Origin of the sequence: Xanthobacter luteus (assembly GCF_040049235.1) — a bacterium.
GTDB lineage: Bacteria > Pseudomonadota > Alphaproteobacteria > Rhizobiales > Xanthobacteraceae > Xanthobacter.
The window spans coordinates 84,556-99,178 of record NZ_JBDZDO010000009.1 but is presented as its reverse complement, the minus strand read 5'-3'; the positions used below and the strand labels follow the sequence as shown (position 1 = coordinate 99,178).

Here is a 14,623-nt window from a genome sequence, read left to right as displayed (position 1 = left end):
CTGCGCGCATCCACTTCGAATCTCATTGCTGCGACAGAGGTTTGCCGGCTGACGGAAAGCTGTGCGGCGCGGGCGGCCCTGCGGCGCTTGTGCCCGTTATCCCAAGCCGCCGGGAAAGGCGTTGCACCCCCCGGAGGGCCTGTGTATGTTCGACCTCACTCCCGGAGCGACACCGGGTCTTCACCGACAGGCCGAAGGTTCTCACGCTCTTCGTGGAAGAGGAGGGGTGTATCATGTTCTATTACATCGATAACACCTCGACGTGCGGCGTACCCTTCCATGCGCGTATCCTTCCTTTGGTCAAATTTCTGCTCAGAATGGACTGATAAAGTTCTTCCTGAGCAGGTGAAAAACACAAAATATTCTTTAAATTCAAATAGTCCGCATGACCGTCAGGTCTGCGGCGAATGGGGCGGCTATGACTTCAGGCACCGAAACGGCACAAGGCGCGGCACCCTTTGCTCCCCTCGAGCCCTTTGCGTGCCAGGTCCCTCCCGCCCTGCGATCCCGTCCCTCGGCCGCGCTCAATGCCGGCCCTCCGTCGGGCTCGCCGGTGGGCGCATGACGCCGCGCTGACACCGTCGGCGCCGCCCGGCGCCAGCTTCCACAACCACCTTCGCGCGACGACCGCGCAGCCCGGGAACGGGCGCGATGGGTCGTCGCGGGACAACCAGGGAGCCGCGCTGCCGCGGCCGGGACCCCTATGTTCAAATCGCTGAATTCCGACGGATCCGAGCCCAGCAAACGACCCTTCCGACCGGGCCTCGCCGACGCGGTCGGCATGGATGCGGGCGCGAGCCAGTGGGAGCGGGTGCGCCAGCGCGTCCGCGAGGAGTATGGCGAGGAGAAGTTCACCAGCTGGTTCGTGCGCATGGAGTTGGAGACGCTCGCGAGCGAACAGGTGCAGCTGTCCGTGCCCACGCGCTTCCTGAAGTCGTGGATCCAGGAGAACTACCTGCCGCGCATCACCGAGCTGTGGGCGGAGGAGAGCGGCATCACGCGCCGCGTCGACCTCGCCGTGCGCAGTGCCGTCAACCGCACCATTCCGCTCAAGGCCAGCGAACCGCGCGAGGCGGTGAGCGAGCGCACGGCCGAGCCGCGCGCCGCGGCCCCGGCGCAGGTCGTGACTTCGGCCTCCGGCGCCGCGAACCTCGCCGCGCGCGACGTGGCCACGGGCTCGCCGCTCGATCCGCGCCTGACCTTCGAGACCTTCGTGGTGGGCAAGTCCAATTCGCTCGCCCACGCGGCCGCGCGCCAGGTGGCGGACGCCGCCAGCGGCGTGAGCCCGGTGTTCAACCCGCTCTATCTCCATGCCGCGGTCGGCCTCGGCAAGACCCACCTGCTGCAGGCGGTGGCCTGGGCCGGCGCGCTCAACGGCCGCCGCACCACCTATCTCACCGCCGAGCGCTTCATGTACGGCTTCGTGGCGGCGCTGAAGGCGCACTCGGCGATCGCCTTCAAGGACACGCTGCGCACCATCGACACGCTGGTCATCGACGACCTGCAGTTTCTGAAGGGCAACAACCTCCAGCAGGAGTTCTGCCACACCCTCAACGCGCTGCTGGACGGCGGGCGGCAGGTGATGGTGGCGGCCGACTGCCCCCCCGGGGAATTGGAGCATCTCGACGAGCGCGTGCGCTCGCGCCTCGCCGGCGGGCTCGTGGTGGAGCTCGCCCCGCTGGAGGAGGAGCTGCGCCACCAGATCCTGAAGGCGCGCTACCTGACGCTCGCCGAGCAGCACCGCGGCTTCTCGGTGCCGGCGCCGGTGCTCGAATTCCTCGCCCGCTCGGTGGGCCAGAGCGGGCGCGACCTCGACGGCGCGCTCAACAAGCTGCTCGCCTTCAACCAGCTCACCGGCGAGCCGGTGACCCTGGAGATGGCCGAGAACGCGGTGAAGGATCTGGTGCGCCCGTCCGATCCCAAGCGCGTGCGCATCGACGACATCCTGCGCGTGGTGGCCAAGCACTACAACGTCTCGCGCGCCGACCTGCTGTCCCAGAGGCGCACCGCCAATGTGGTGAAGCCGCGCCAGATCGCCATGTACCTCGCCAAGGTGCTCACTTTGCGCTCGCTGCCGGAGATCGGCCGGCGCTTCGGCGGCCGCGACCACACCACGGTGCTCCACGCGGTGCGCAAGATTGATGGCCTGGTTGCGACCGACCGCGCGCTGGCGGACGAGATCGAGACGCTCAAGCGCCTGGTCCTGGAGGCCTGAGGCGCGGGGGCGCGCGGTCCGTTCTGGACACCGCCCGGCAGCTCCCATGATGCGGCAATGGCCGCCTCGCGTGGCCGATCGAGACGGGCCGGTCAGTCCCGCAGGCAAGCCCCCGAGGTGGTCCGGCACGGGTGGACGCCGCTCCGGCGGATTGCGGGGACGGCCAGCCGCCGCGCTGTCCCGCCCTTGTGGACGGCGGCGTCCACAGCCCTGTGGAGGACGCGCGCGTGTCCCCGCACGCCTTGATCCGCTTCGATCGCGCGGTCCCGGCCCCTGTGGAGGACCACGCCCCCGCGCCCGCCCCATCCTGTGGATGACGCCCCTCGGGGCCCCGCGTGCTTGTGGATGGTTTCGGCGCGGCGGCCCGAACCCTTGTGGATGAAGGCGCCAGAGGCTGTTTTGGCGCACATTTTTTGCTCCTGCCCTTGCTTTGAGCCGGCGCGGGCGGCAATGTCGGCGGCCCGGCGCCCACCCCAGGGTGCCCGTCCGCGGCGAGGTCCATCGCCGCGAGCGCCAAATTTCCAGAGCGAAGAGTGAACGGGCCAGGGCCATGAAGGTGACCGTCGAGCGCGCCGAGCTTCTCAAGTCGCTCAGCCATGTCCACCGCGTCGTCGAGCGGCGCAACACCATTCCGATCCTCGCCAACGTCCTCATCCGTGCCGGCAAGTCGGGCCTCGAGCTGAAGGCCACCGACCTCGACCTCGAAGTGGTGGAGACGATGCCGGCCGAGATCGGCCAGGAGGGCGCCACCACGGTTCCCGCCCACGTGCTTTATGACATCGTGCGCAAGCTGCCCGAGGGCGCGCAGGTGCAGCTCGATGCCGGCGGCGAGCGCGGCACCCTGACGGTGCGCGCCTCGCGCGCCCGCTTCCAGCTCCAGACCCTGCCGGAGACCGATTTCCCGGACCTTGCCGCGGGCGATTTCTCCCACAGCTTCAAGCTGAAGGCCGCCGACTTCCGGCGCCTGGTGGACAAGACCCAGTTCGCGATCTCCACCGAGGAGACGCGCTATTATCTCAACGGCATCTATCTGCACGTGGCCGAGCCCACCAAGGGCAAGCCGATGCTGCGCGCGGTCGCCACCGACGGCCACCGCCTCGCCCAGGCGGAGCTGCCGGCGCCCGATGGCGCGGCCGGCATCCCCGGCGTGATCGTGCCGCGCAAGACCGTGGCCGAGGTGCAGAAGCTGCTGGAGGACAAGGACGCGGAGGTGTCGGTCTCGCTCTCCGCCAGCAAGATCCGCGTCGCGGTCGGCCAGGTGGTGCTCACCTCCAAGCTCATCGACGGCACGTTCCCGGACTATGGCCGGGTGATCCCCCAGGGCAACGACAAGACCCTGTTTGTGGACAAGGGCGACTTCGCCGCCGCGGTGGACCGCGTCTCCACCGTGTCCTCGGAGCGCGGGCGCGCGGTGAAGCTCTCGCTGGCCGACGGCAAGCTCACCTTGTCGGTGACCAATCCCGATTCCGGCAGCGCCACCGAGGAGCTGGAGGTGGACTATGCATCCGAGCCGCTCGATATCGGCTTCAATTCGCGCTATCTGCTGGACATCACCTCGCAGCTGGAAGGCGACACGGCGGAGCTGAAGCTCGCCGATCCCGGCTCGCCCACCTTGGTGCGCGATTCCACCAAGACCGACGCGCTCTACGTGCTCATGCCCATGCGGGTGTGAGACACGCGGGTGCGCGGCCTGCCGGTGCGAGACCTGCCGGCGTTAAGGCGGCGTCGGCGCCCGCCGGTTGCGCCACTGGGGCGCGGCGTCCTAATTCTGGCAACCAATGCCCCCCGCCGCGCGAATCCTGAAGCTCCAGCTCACCCGCTTCCGCTCCTACGCGACGGCGCAGGTGAGCGTGGGCGCGGGCCCCGTGGTGCTCACCGGCCCGAACGGCGCCGGCAAGACCAACCTGCTGGAGGCGATCTCCTTCCTCTCGCCCGGCCGGGGCCTGCGGCGCGCGCAGCTCGCCGACGTCGCCCATGCCGAGGCGGGGGAAGGGGAGGGGCACGCCGCGGCCGGCGGCTGGGCGGTCTCGGCCTTGGTGGAGGGCGCGCTCGGCCCGGCGCGGCTCGGCACCGGCATCGACGGCGGGCCGGACGGCGCCCAGCGGCGCTTCCGCATCGAGGGGGAGACCGCGTCCGCCGCCCAGTTCCTCGACCATCTGAAGGTGGTGTGGCTGACGCCGGAGATGGACGGGCTGTTTCTCGGCCCGCCCTCCGACCGCCGGCGCTATCTGGACCGGCTGGTGCTCGCCGTGGACAGCGCCCATGGCAGCCGGGTCAACGCGCTCGAGCGGGCGCTGCGGGCGCGCAACCGCCTGCTGGAGGACAACGGCGCGCCGCGTTTCCTCGACGCGGTGGAGCACGAGACGGCGGAGCTCGCTGTTGCGGTCGCCGCCGCGCGCCTCGAGACCGTGGAGCGGCTCGCCGCCGAGATCGCCGCCCACGCCGCGGAGGCCTCGCCCTTTCCCTTTGCCGAGATCGCCCTCGACGGGGCGGTGGAGCGGCTCGTCGCCGCGCACCGCGCGGCGGAGGCGGAGGACCGCTACCGCGCCTTGCTGGCCGACAACCGCCCGCGCGACCGGGCCGCCGGACGCACGCTGGAGGGCCCGCACCTCACCGACCTCCTGGTGAGCCACGGCGCGAAGCGCCTGCCGGCCGCGCGCTGCTCCACCGGCGAGCAGAAGTCGCTGATGATCGGCCTCACGCTTTCCCACGCCCGCCTCGTCGCCGCCATGGGCGGCCTCGCGCCGGTGCTGCTGCTGGACGACGTGGCGGCCTATCTCGACGCCGCGCGGCGCGCCGGCCTGTTCGAGGCGCTCAGCTGGCTCGGCGCCCAGGTCTGGATGACCGGCGCCGACCCCTCCGCCTTCGACGCGCTGGAAGAGGCCGAGCGGTTCGCCGTCAGCCCGGGGCGGATCGCGCCGGTCCTGTAAGGCGCGCCCGCGGTTGGCGCGCGCCGGCGCGGCGCAAGCCCCTCAATCACAATCCCGCGATGTTGTTTCGTGAAATGCTGTGGCGCCGGCGCCACCCGCGCGCGGTCCGCGGGTGCTACCACCGTTCGCAGATGCGAAGCGGCACCGTTCGCCGCGCCGGGCGTTAACCTTAACGCCACCCGAACACGCTTCAATGAGCGACGACACGGGCGGTTCGCCGCCCGCGCGCGCCGTGCCGCGCGATGGCAAACCCGGAGTAGCGTTGGGCAGACCATGGCCAGTGATGATCCCGTGACTTCCCCCGTCCTTTCCCGCCGGCTGTTCCTGCTCGGCGCCCCCCTTGCCCTCGCCGCCTGCCAGACCACGCAGCCGGCGGCGCGGGTTCCGGTCTACCCGGCGCACCTGGTGCGCATGTACGGGCCGATCGACGGCGAGCCGCATCCGGTGGACGCGGTGGACCTCGAAGAGGTGGACCCCGAATTCCTGCGCCAGGAGGTGGATTACGACGGCTCCTACGCGCCCGGCACCATCGTCATCGACATCGACCGGCGCTACCTCTATCTGGTCCAGAAGAACAACCGCGCCATCCGCTACGGCGTGGGCGTCGGCAAGCAGGGCTATTCCTTCAAGGGCTGGGCCACCATCCGCCGCAAGGAGAAGTGGCCGGGCTGGACGCCGACCGCGAACATGATCCGCCTGCAGCCGGCCCGCTACGGGCCCTACGCCAACGGCCTGCCCGGCGGCGAGGACAACCCGCTCGGCCCGCGCGCGCTTTATCTCTACGAGGGCGACCGGGACACGCTGTTCCGCATCCACGGCACCATCGAGCCCTGGAGCATCGGCAAGCAGGTCTCCTCGGGCTGCATCCGCCTGCTCAACCAGGACATCATCGACCTCTACGAGCGCGTGCCGCTCGGCACCCGGGTGATCGTGCTCGGCTGACGCCGCGGCGCGGCCCGGCCGCAGCCGGCCTCGGTCCGGCTTGGCGGGCGCGGGGAGCCGAGCGCCGCGGGCGCGCGCCCGGGGCTGCGCGCTGGACAAGCAATCCGGCAAATGATCAGCTTCCGCTTCCGGACGGCGCCGGCACAGGCGCCGCGGGAAGGCAGAGATGGTCCAGGCCTCCGTCGTCATCTTCGCGGCCCTCGGCTATATCGGGCTGCTGTTCGCCATCGCGAGCTTCGGAGACCGCATCCGGCCCGCATCGGCGCGGCGCGCCCCGCGCCCGCTGATCTATTCGCTGTCGCTGGCGGTCTACTGCACCTCCTGGACCTTCTTCGGCTCGGTGGGGTTCGCCACCACCCACGGCTTCGACTTCCTCACCATCTATCTCGGCCCGGTCATCGTCATGACCGTGGGCGCGCCGGTGTTCCTGCGCATCGTGCGGCTCGCCAAGGCCCACAACATCACCTCGGTGGCCGACTTCATCGCCGCGCGCTACGGCAAGAACCAGGGCATCGCGGCGCTGGTGGCGCTGGTCGCCATCGTCGGCGCCATCCCCTACATCTCGCTGCAGCTGAAGGCGGTGTCCGCCTCGCTCCTGGCGGTGCTCGGCCATTTCGCGGGCGATGCCTCGCACTTCTCGGTGGTGGGCGACCTCGCGCTGTTCGTGGCCTGCGCCATGGCGGCGTTCGCGGTGCTGTTCGGCACCCGCCACGCCGACGCCACCGAGCACCAGGACGGGCTGATGCTCGCCATCGCCACCGAATCGCTGGTCAAGCTCGCCGCCTTCCTGGCGGTCGGCATCCTCGTCACCTTCATCCTGTTCGACGGCCCGGTGGACCTGTGGGACGCGGCGCGCAACGCCCAGGTGGTCGCCCCCTTCACCCAGGGCCTGGCGCTCGAGAACTGGGCCACCATGACGATCCTCTCGGCGGGGGCGTTCGTGCTTTTGCCGCGCCAGTTCCACGTGGCGGTGGTGGAGAACAAGGGCGAGGAGGAGATCCGGCGCGCGCGCTGGCTGTTTCCGCTCTACCTCGTGCTGATCAACCTGTTCGTGGTGCCGCTGGCGCTCGGCGGCATGACGCTGTTTCCCTCCTCGATCGTCGACAGCGACGTCTACGTGCTCGCCGTGCCGCTCTCGGCCGGCATGGAGGGGCTCGCTCTGTTCGCCTTCGTCGGCGGGCTGTCGGCCGCCACCGCCATGGTGATCGTCGAGAGCGTGGCGCTCTCGATCATGATCTCCAACGATCTGGTGATGCCGCTGCTGCTGCGGCGCCGCGCCGAGCGCGCCGAGGAGGCCGGCCAGCCGCAGGACATGATGGGCATCGTGCTGCTGGTGCGGCGCACCTCCATCTTCCTCACCCTGCTGCTGGCTTATCTTTATTACCGCACCACGGGCGAGGTGCAGCTGGCGCAGATCGGCCTGCTCTCCTTCGCCGCCATCGCCCAGGTGGGGCCGGCCTTCGCCGCCGGCCTGGTGTGGCAGCGCGCCACCGCCAAAGGCGCCATGGCGGCCATCGTCGCCGGCATCGTCATCTGGGCCTACACGCTGCTGTTGCCGAGCCTCGCGGACGCCGGCCTGATCTCCCGGGCCTTCGTGGAGGCGGGGCCGTTCGGCATCGGCCTGCTGCGCCCCACGGCGCTGCTCGGCATCCATGCCGGCGCGCTCGCGCACGGGGTGACCTGGAGCCTCGGCGTGAATGCTCTGGTGCTGATCGTCGTCTCCTTCCTCACCCGGCCGAGCCAGATCGAGCGGGTGCAGGCCGGCCTGTTCATGATCCAGAACGCCGACAAGGCGCCGCTGCGCCCGGCGTTCCGGCGCTGGCGCTCGTCCGTGACGGTGGGCGAGGTGATCGCCACCGTCGAGCGCTATCTGGGCGAGGCGCGGGCGCGCGCGGCGTTCGAGAGCTTCGCCCGCATGCAGGGCGTGCCGCTCGATCTCGACCGCGAGGCGGACGCCGGCACGGTGCGCTATGCCGAGCACCTGCTCGCCTCCGCGGTCGGCGCCGCCTCCTCGCGCCTCGTGCTGTCGCTGCTGCTGCGCAAGCGCGCGGTCTCCACCAAGGCGGCCCTGAAGCTGCTCGACGACGCCTCCGCCGCGATCCAGTACAACCGCGAGCTGCTCCAGAACGCCATCGACCATGTGGGCCAGGGCATCGCCGTGTTCGACAGGGAGCTGCGCCTCGTGTGCTGGAACCGGCGCTTCGGCGACATGCTGGATCTGCCGGGGGACTGCTACGCGGTGGGCGTGCCGCTCCACGACATCCTCGCCAGCGCCCCGGCCGAGCGCGAGGGGGCGGCGCTGCGGCCGGAGGAGCGCGTGGCGCGCTACGCCCATGCCAGCACCTCCTTCTTCGAGCGCCTGCACCAGCGCGGCACCGTGATCGAGGCCCGCTCCGACCCCATGCCCGACGGCGGCATCGCCGTGACCTACACCGACATCACCGCCTCGGTGGAGGCGGCGCTTGCCTTGGAGCGCGCCAACGAGACCCTGGAGCGGCGCGTGCGCGAGCGCACCAAGGAGCTCGAGCGCCTCAACCACGCGCTGGAGAAGGCCAAGGCCGAGGCCGACGAGGCCAACATCTCCAAGACGCGCTTCCTCGCCGCCGCGAGCCACGACATCCTGCAGCCTCTCAATGCCGCGCGGCTCTATGTGACGAGCCTGGTGGAGCGCTCCAAGGGCGCGGAGGACCAGCGCCTCGCCGGCAATGTGGACGCCTCGCTCGAGGCGGTGGAGGAGATTCTCGGCGCGCTGCTCGACATCTCGCGGCTCGATTCCGGGGCCATGCGGCCGGAGATCGCGCCATTCCGCATCGCCGACGTGCTGAAGCAGCTGGAGATGGAGTTCGTTCCGCTGGCGCAGGAGAAGGGCATCGCCCTCGCCTTCGTGCCCTGCTCGCTCGCCGTGCGCTCGGACCGCCGGCTGCTGCGGCGGCTGCTGCAGAACTTCATCTCCAACGCCATCAAGTACACGCCCAAGGGGCGGGTGCTGGTGGGCTGCCGGCGCCGCAAGGGCCGGCTGCGCATCGAGGTGTTCGACACCGGCGTCGGCATCCCCAAATCCAAGCACAAGCTGGTGTTCCAGGAGTTCCAGCGGCTCGACCGGGGCGCGCGGGAGGCGCGCGGGCTGGGGCTTGGTCTGTCGATCGTCGAGCGCATCGCCCGCGTGCTCGACCATCCGGTGGCGATGCGCTCGGCCCCGGGAAAGGGCTCGGTGTTCAGCGTGGAGCTGCCGATCGCGGTCCAGGTGCCCGAGGAGGCGCCGGCCCCCGCCGAGCCGGCGCGCGGCGGGGTGCGCCTCGACGGCCTGACCATCCTCGCCATCGACAACGAGCCGGCCATCCTCGAGGGCATGGAGATGCTGCTCAGCGGCTGGGGCTGCGAGGTGATCAAGGCGGCCGACGCGGTGGAGGCGCTGGAGCGGGTGCGCGACCTGCGCAAAAGCCCCGATTTCGCGCTGGTGGACTATCACCTCGATGACGGCAACGGCATCGACGCGGTGATGGCGTTGCGCTGGAAGCTCGGCAAGCTGCCGGCGGTGCTGATCACCGCCGACCGCTCCCGCAAGGTGCGGGAGGCGGCGAAGGCGGCGGAGATCACGGTGCTGAACAAGCCGCTGAAGCCCGCCGCCCTGCGCGCGGTGCTGGCCCAGGGCCGCCTCGCCCGCACCGCCGCGGAATAGACGCCCGCCCCATGCCCATTGCCGCCGGCGCCGCGCGCCGGCGCGGCCGGACGATTCCCTTGCCGCGCCCGGTGGCTGGGCCATCGGGTCCGGCCGGGTGGCGGCGGGCGGGGGCTAACACCTTTTTAACCAAGGTTTTCCGCGGCGGGGGATGCCGCAATTGGTCTCCACATGATCCCATGGTGGTCAAATTCACGCCCCGTTCGCCGGGCTTCCTAGACCCGTGCCGCAGATGCACGCTTACGGAGTAGGATTTGTTGCGGGTCTGTAAAATTCTGTAGCGGTTTCTGCTCGAAATGAGCTGTGAATATTGGTGGAGCGTAGTTATGACGATCACCATCAACCTGCCGATCTTTCCCCTGCGTCGGGAGATCGCCGCCCTCCGGCGGCGCCTGGCACGCAGCCGGACCGACGCGCCGCCGGCCGGCGGGCGCGATGGCGCGCGCCGCGAGACACGCTATTCCCTCGAAGCCTTCGAGTTCGACATCGCCGGCATGGTGCATCTCCCGCAGGGCCCGCGCTCGGCCCGCTGAGCGCGCCGCCCTGCGCGGGCGCGCCGCATGCGGCGTGCCGCCGCCCGCCGGGCGGCTTTGTGGCGCCGCGCGCCGTCATCCGATAAGGTCCGCCGCCAGCACGAACAGAGATCGCGGCGCGAGACCATGACGGACCCCACCGACACCTTCCGCGACGAGCCGTCCGACGGCGGGGCGGCCGAAACCCATTTCGGCTACCGCACCGTGCCGCTCGACGCCAAGCAGTCGCTGGTGGACGAGGTGTTCCACAAGGTGGCGCGCCGCTACGACATCATGAACGACCTCATGTCCGGCGGCCTCCACCGGGTGTGGAAGGACGCTCTGGTGTCCAAGGTGCGCCCGCCCAGAAGCGAGCGGGCGTTCCGCCTGCTGGACCTCGCCGGCGGCACCGGGGACGTCGCCTTCCGCGTGGTGGAGGCCGGCGGGCCGGGCACCAGCGCGGTGGTCGCGGACATCAACGCCGAGATGCTCGCGGTGGGCCGCGAACGCGCCGAAAAGCGCGGGCTCGGCGGACGGGTGGAGTTCGCCGAGGCCAACGCCGAGGCGCTGCCCTTCCCCGACCGCAGCTTCGACGCGGTGACCATCGCCTTCGGCATCCGCAACGTGCCGCGCATCCCCGCCGCGCTCGCCGAGATGCGGCGCGTGCTGAAGCCGGGCGGGTGCGCCTTCGTGCTGGAATTCTCCAAGGTGGACGTGCCCGGCCTCGACGCGGTCTACGACGCCTATTCGTTTCGCGTCATCCCGGCGCTGGGGCGCATGGTGGCGGGGGATGGCGAGCCCTACCGGTATCTGGTGGAATCCATCCGCCGCTTCCCGACCGCCGAGGCGTTCGCGCAATTGATGCGCGATGCCGGCTTCGCCCGCGTCGACGTCATGCGCATGACCGGCGGCGTGGTGGCGCTCCACTGGGGCTTCCGCATCTGATGGGCGCCGCAAGCCGCCGCGAAGGGTCCGCCCCGTGATCTTCGTCCTCGCCGACGCCGCGCGCCTTGCCCGCGCGGGCTATGTGCTCGCACGCGAGGGCGTGCTCTCGCTCATGCCGGTCGCGCCGGCGCCGCCGCTGGCGCGCCCGTTCCTGCGCCTCGCCCGCCTGATCGCCCGGCGCGATGCCGGCACCCGCGCCGCCCGCTTCTCCGCCGCGCTCTCGCGGCTCGGGCCGTCTTACGTGAAGCTCGGCCAGTTCCTCGCCACCCGGCCCGACGTGGTGGGCGCCTCGGTCGCCCGCGACCTGGAGGTGCTCCAGGACCGCATGCCCGATTTCGGACAGGACGTCGCCGAGGCGACGGTGGCCGCGGCCTTCGAGCGGCCGCTTGGCGAGATGTTCGAGGTGTTCGGCCCGGCGGTGGCCGCCGCCTCCATCGCCGAGGTGCACAAGGCGGTGGCGCTCGAGGAGGACGGCACGCGCCGCGACGTGGCGGTGAAGATCCTGCGCCCGGGCATCGAGCGGCGCTTCGGCGCCGACATGGCGAGCTTCCGCCGCCTCGCCCATTTCGCCGAGGAGCATTTCCCGGAGGCCCGGCGCCTGCGGCTCGAGGCGGTGGTGGAGACCCTCGCCCGCTCGGTCACAATGGAGATGGACCTGCGGCTCGAGGCGGCGGCCTATGCGGAACTCGCGGAGAATACGCGCGAAGACACGGAACTTCACGTGCCGCAGGTGGACTGGAACCGCTCCGGGCGCGAGGTGCTCACCACCGAGTGGATCGACGGCATCAAGCTCTCCGACCGGGCGGCGCTGGTCGCGGCGGGGCACGATCTCAAGGCCATCGCCCGCATCGTCATGCAGTCCTTCCTGCGCCAGGCGATGCGCGACGGCTTCTTCCACGCCGACATGCATCCGGGCAATTTGTTCGTTGATTCCCAAGGGCGTCTGGTGGTCGTGGACTGCGGCATCATGGGCCGCCTCGGGCTCAAGGAGCGGCGCTTTCTGGCCGAGATCCTCTACGGCTTCATCACCCGCAACTGGCGCCGCACCGCCGAGGTCCATTTCGAGGCCGGCTACGTGCCGGCGCACCATTCGGTGGACGACTTCGCGCTCGCCATCCGTGCCATCGGCGAGCCCATCCACTCGCGCCGGGCGGACCAGATCTCGATGGCGCGCCTGCTCGCGCTTCTGCTTGAAGTCACTGCGCTTTTCGACATGCGCACGCGCCCCGAGCTGATCCTTCTCCAAAAGACCATGGTGGTGGTGGAGGGCGTCGCCCGCTCGCTCGACCCCAAGCTCGACATGTGGAGCACCGCCGCCCCCGTGGTGGAGGACTGGATCGCCCGCAATCTCGGCCCGGTCGGGCGGCTGCAGCAGGCGGGGGCGGGGATCGGCGAGGTCGGCCGCTTCGCCGCCGACGTGCCGGCGCTGCTCTCGCGCACCGCCCGCGTCATGGAGCAGCTGGACGAGGCCACCCGCGACGGGCTGCAATTGTCGCCGCAGACCCTCGACGGCATCGGCCGCGCCGAGGCCAAGCGCGCCTTCTGGGGCAACCTCGCGCTCTGGGCCATCGCCGCCGGGCTGCTGCTGAACTGGCTCAGGTGAGGCTCGCCCGCTCGCGCATGCCGGGCTAGATTGCGCGCAAGGCAAAGGGGGGAGGGAGCGGCCTCGCCCCCGTCGACCCCTGGCAGGACACGCTCTGATGCTCGCCGAAAAACGCATCCTCCTCGTCATCGGCGGCGGCATCGCCGCCTATAAGTGCCTGGAGCTGATCCGCCGGCTGAAGGAGCGCGGCGCCTCGGTGCGCGCGATCCTCACCAAGGCGGCGCAGGAGTTCGTGACGCCGCTCTCGGTGGGCGCCATCACCGGCGAGCGGGTGTTCACCGATCTGTTCGACCTCACCTCGGAGCACGACATCGGCCACATCCGCCTGTCACGCGAAGCGGATGTGGTGGTGGTGGCGCCCGCCACGGCCGATTTGATCGCCAAGATGGCGAACGGCTTTGCCGACGACCTCGCTTCGACCGCCCTGATCGCCACCGACAAGCCGGTGCTGATCGCCCCCGCCATGAACCCGCGCATGTGGGGCCACCCGGCGACGCGGCGCAATTTCGCGCGGCTGAAGGAAGACGGCGTGCTCTCCATCGGCCCGAACGCCGGCGCCATGGCCGAGCGCGACGAGTTCGGCGCCGGCCGCATGGCCGAGCCGATGGAGATCCTCGGCGCCATCGAGGAGACGCTGAGCCCGCAGCAGCAGATCCTGAAGGGCCGGCGGGTGCTCGTCACCTCCGGGCCGACCCATGAGCCGATCGACCCGGTGCGCTTCATCGCCAACCGCTCCTCGGGCAAGCAGGGCCACGCCATCGCCGCCGCCGCCCGCGCGGCCGGGGCGGAGGTGGTGCTGGTCTCGGGGCCGGCGGAGGTCGCCGATCCCCAGGGGGTGCGCACGGTGCATGTGGAGAGCGCCCGGCAGATGATGGCGGCGGTGGAGGAGAACCTGCCGGTGGACTGCGCGGTGTTCGCCGCGGCAGTGGCCGACTGGCGGGTGGCGGACGCCTCCGACCAGAAGATCAAGAAGACGGTGGGCGGCGCGCCGACGCTGCATCTGGTGGAGAACCCCGACATCCTCGCCGCCATCGCCGGGCACCACACGCTGCGCCCGCGTCTGGTGGTGGGCTTTGCCGCCGAGACCGAGCAGGTGGTCGCCCACGCCAAGGCCAAGCGCGAGAAGAAGGGCTGCGACTGGATCGTCGCCAACGACGTCTCGCCCGCCACCGGCATCATGGGCGGCGACCTCAACACCGTGCATCTGGTCAGCGCCGAGGGGGTGGAGGACTGGCCGTCCGCCTCCAAGGCCGAGGTGGCCCGGCGCCTCGTGGCGCGCATCGCCGCGGCGCTCGGCGAGGCGGGCCGATGAGCGGCCGGGGGAGCGTGCCCGTCCTGCGCCTCCTGCGCCTGCCGCACGGGGCGGACCTGCCCTTGCCCCATTATGCCAGCGCCGATGCCGCCGGGCTCGACCTCGTCGCCGCCGTTCCGGCGGAGGCGCCGATGGTGCTCGCGCCCGGCGCCTTCGCGGCGGTGCCCACGGGCCTCGCCATGGCGCTGCCCTCCGGCTTCGAGGGCCAGGTGCGGCCGCGCTCCGGGCTGGCGCTGAAGTTCGGCGTCACGGTGCTCAACGCCCCCGGCACGGTGGATGCGGACTATCGCGGCGAGGTGATGGCGATCCTCATCAATCACGGCCCCGCGCCGTTCGTCATCACGCGCGGCATGCGCATCGCCCAGTTGGTGGTGGCGCCGGTCTCGCAAATAATGCTGGAGGAAACCGGGGATTTGGGGCAAACTGCACGCGGCGTCGGTGGTTTTGGTTCGACAGGACTCGGCGGCGCCTGAATTCGAAACAAG

General features: G+C 70.8%; 10 protein-coding genes. All 10 read left to right on the top strand.

The window, feature by feature from the left end:
* Positions 1–781 precede the first annotated feature (781 nt).
* The 10 genes from dnaA (at position 782) to dut (ending at position 14,611) form a co-directional block, all read left to right on the top strand.
* Positions 782–2,215 (top strand): chromosomal replication initiator protein DnaA, encoded by a 1,434-nt coding sequence (gene dnaA, locus ABLE88_RS22575; protein ID WP_348834288.1) that lies wholly within the window; start codon positions 782–784, stop codon positions 2,213–2,215.
* Between the two features lie 550 nt (positions 2,216–2,765).
* Positions 2,766–3,887, top strand: coding sequence for a DNA polymerase III subunit beta (gene dnaN / locus ABLE88_RS22570; RefSeq protein WP_348834087.1), 1,122 nt, complete (start codon positions 2,766–2,768; stop codon positions 3,885–3,887).
* A gap of 106 nt (positions 3,888–3,993) precedes the next feature.
* Entirely contained in the window at positions 3,994–5,145 is a 1,152-nt protein-coding gene (gene recF / locus ABLE88_RS22565; protein WP_348834085.1) for a DNA replication/repair protein RecF, read from the top strand.
* Between the two features lie 291 nt (positions 5,146–5,436).
* Positions 5,437–6,087 (top strand): L,D-transpeptidase, encoded by a 651-nt coding sequence (locus ABLE88_RS22560; protein WP_348834083.1) that lies wholly within the window; start codon positions 5,437–5,439, stop codon positions 6,085–6,087.
* A gap of 166 nt (positions 6,088–6,253) precedes the next feature.
* Complete coding sequence (locus tag ABLE88_RS22555) at positions 6,254–9,766, top strand: PAS domain-containing hybrid sensor histidine kinase/response regulator (RefSeq protein WP_348834082.1); 3,513 nt, start codon at positions 6,254–6,256, stop codon at positions 9,764–9,766.
* A 326-nt stretch (positions 9,767–10,092) separates the two neighbouring features.
* Positions 10,093–10,299, top strand: a complete 207-nt coding sequence (locus ABLE88_RS22550; RefSeq protein WP_348834080.1) for a hypothetical protein — start codon at positions 10,093–10,095, stop codon at positions 10,297–10,299.
* Positions 10,300–10,425: 126 nt separating this feature from the next.
* Entirely contained in the window at positions 10,426–11,223 is a 798-nt protein-coding gene (ubiE, locus tag ABLE88_RS22545) for a bifunctional demethylmenaquinone methyltransferase/2-methoxy-6-polyprenyl-1,4-benzoquinol methylase UbiE (protein ID WP_348834078.1), read from the top strand.
* Between the two features lie 34 nt (positions 11,224–11,257).
* Positions 11,258–12,826: a 2-polyprenylphenol 6-hydroxylase gene (ubiB, locus tag ABLE88_RS22540; RefSeq protein ID WP_348834077.1), complete on the top strand. Its 1,569-nt coding sequence runs from the start codon at positions 11,258–11,260 to the stop codon at positions 12,824–12,826.
* 97 nt (positions 12,827–12,923) lie between these two features.
* Positions 12,924–14,138 (top strand): bifunctional phosphopantothenoylcysteine decarboxylase/phosphopantothenate--cysteine ligase CoaBC, encoded by a 1,215-nt coding sequence (gene coaBC, locus ABLE88_RS22535; protein WP_348834076.1) that lies wholly within the window; start codon positions 12,924–12,926, stop codon positions 14,136–14,138.
* On the top strand, positions 14,135–14,611 hold the full coding sequence (gene dut, locus ABLE88_RS22530) for a dUTP diphosphatase (protein ID WP_348834075.1): 477 nt from the start codon (positions 14,135–14,137) through the stop codon (positions 14,609–14,611). Before coaBC ends, dut begins: the two co-directional genes overlap by 4 nt.
* Positions 14,612–14,623: the final 12 nt, after the last annotated feature.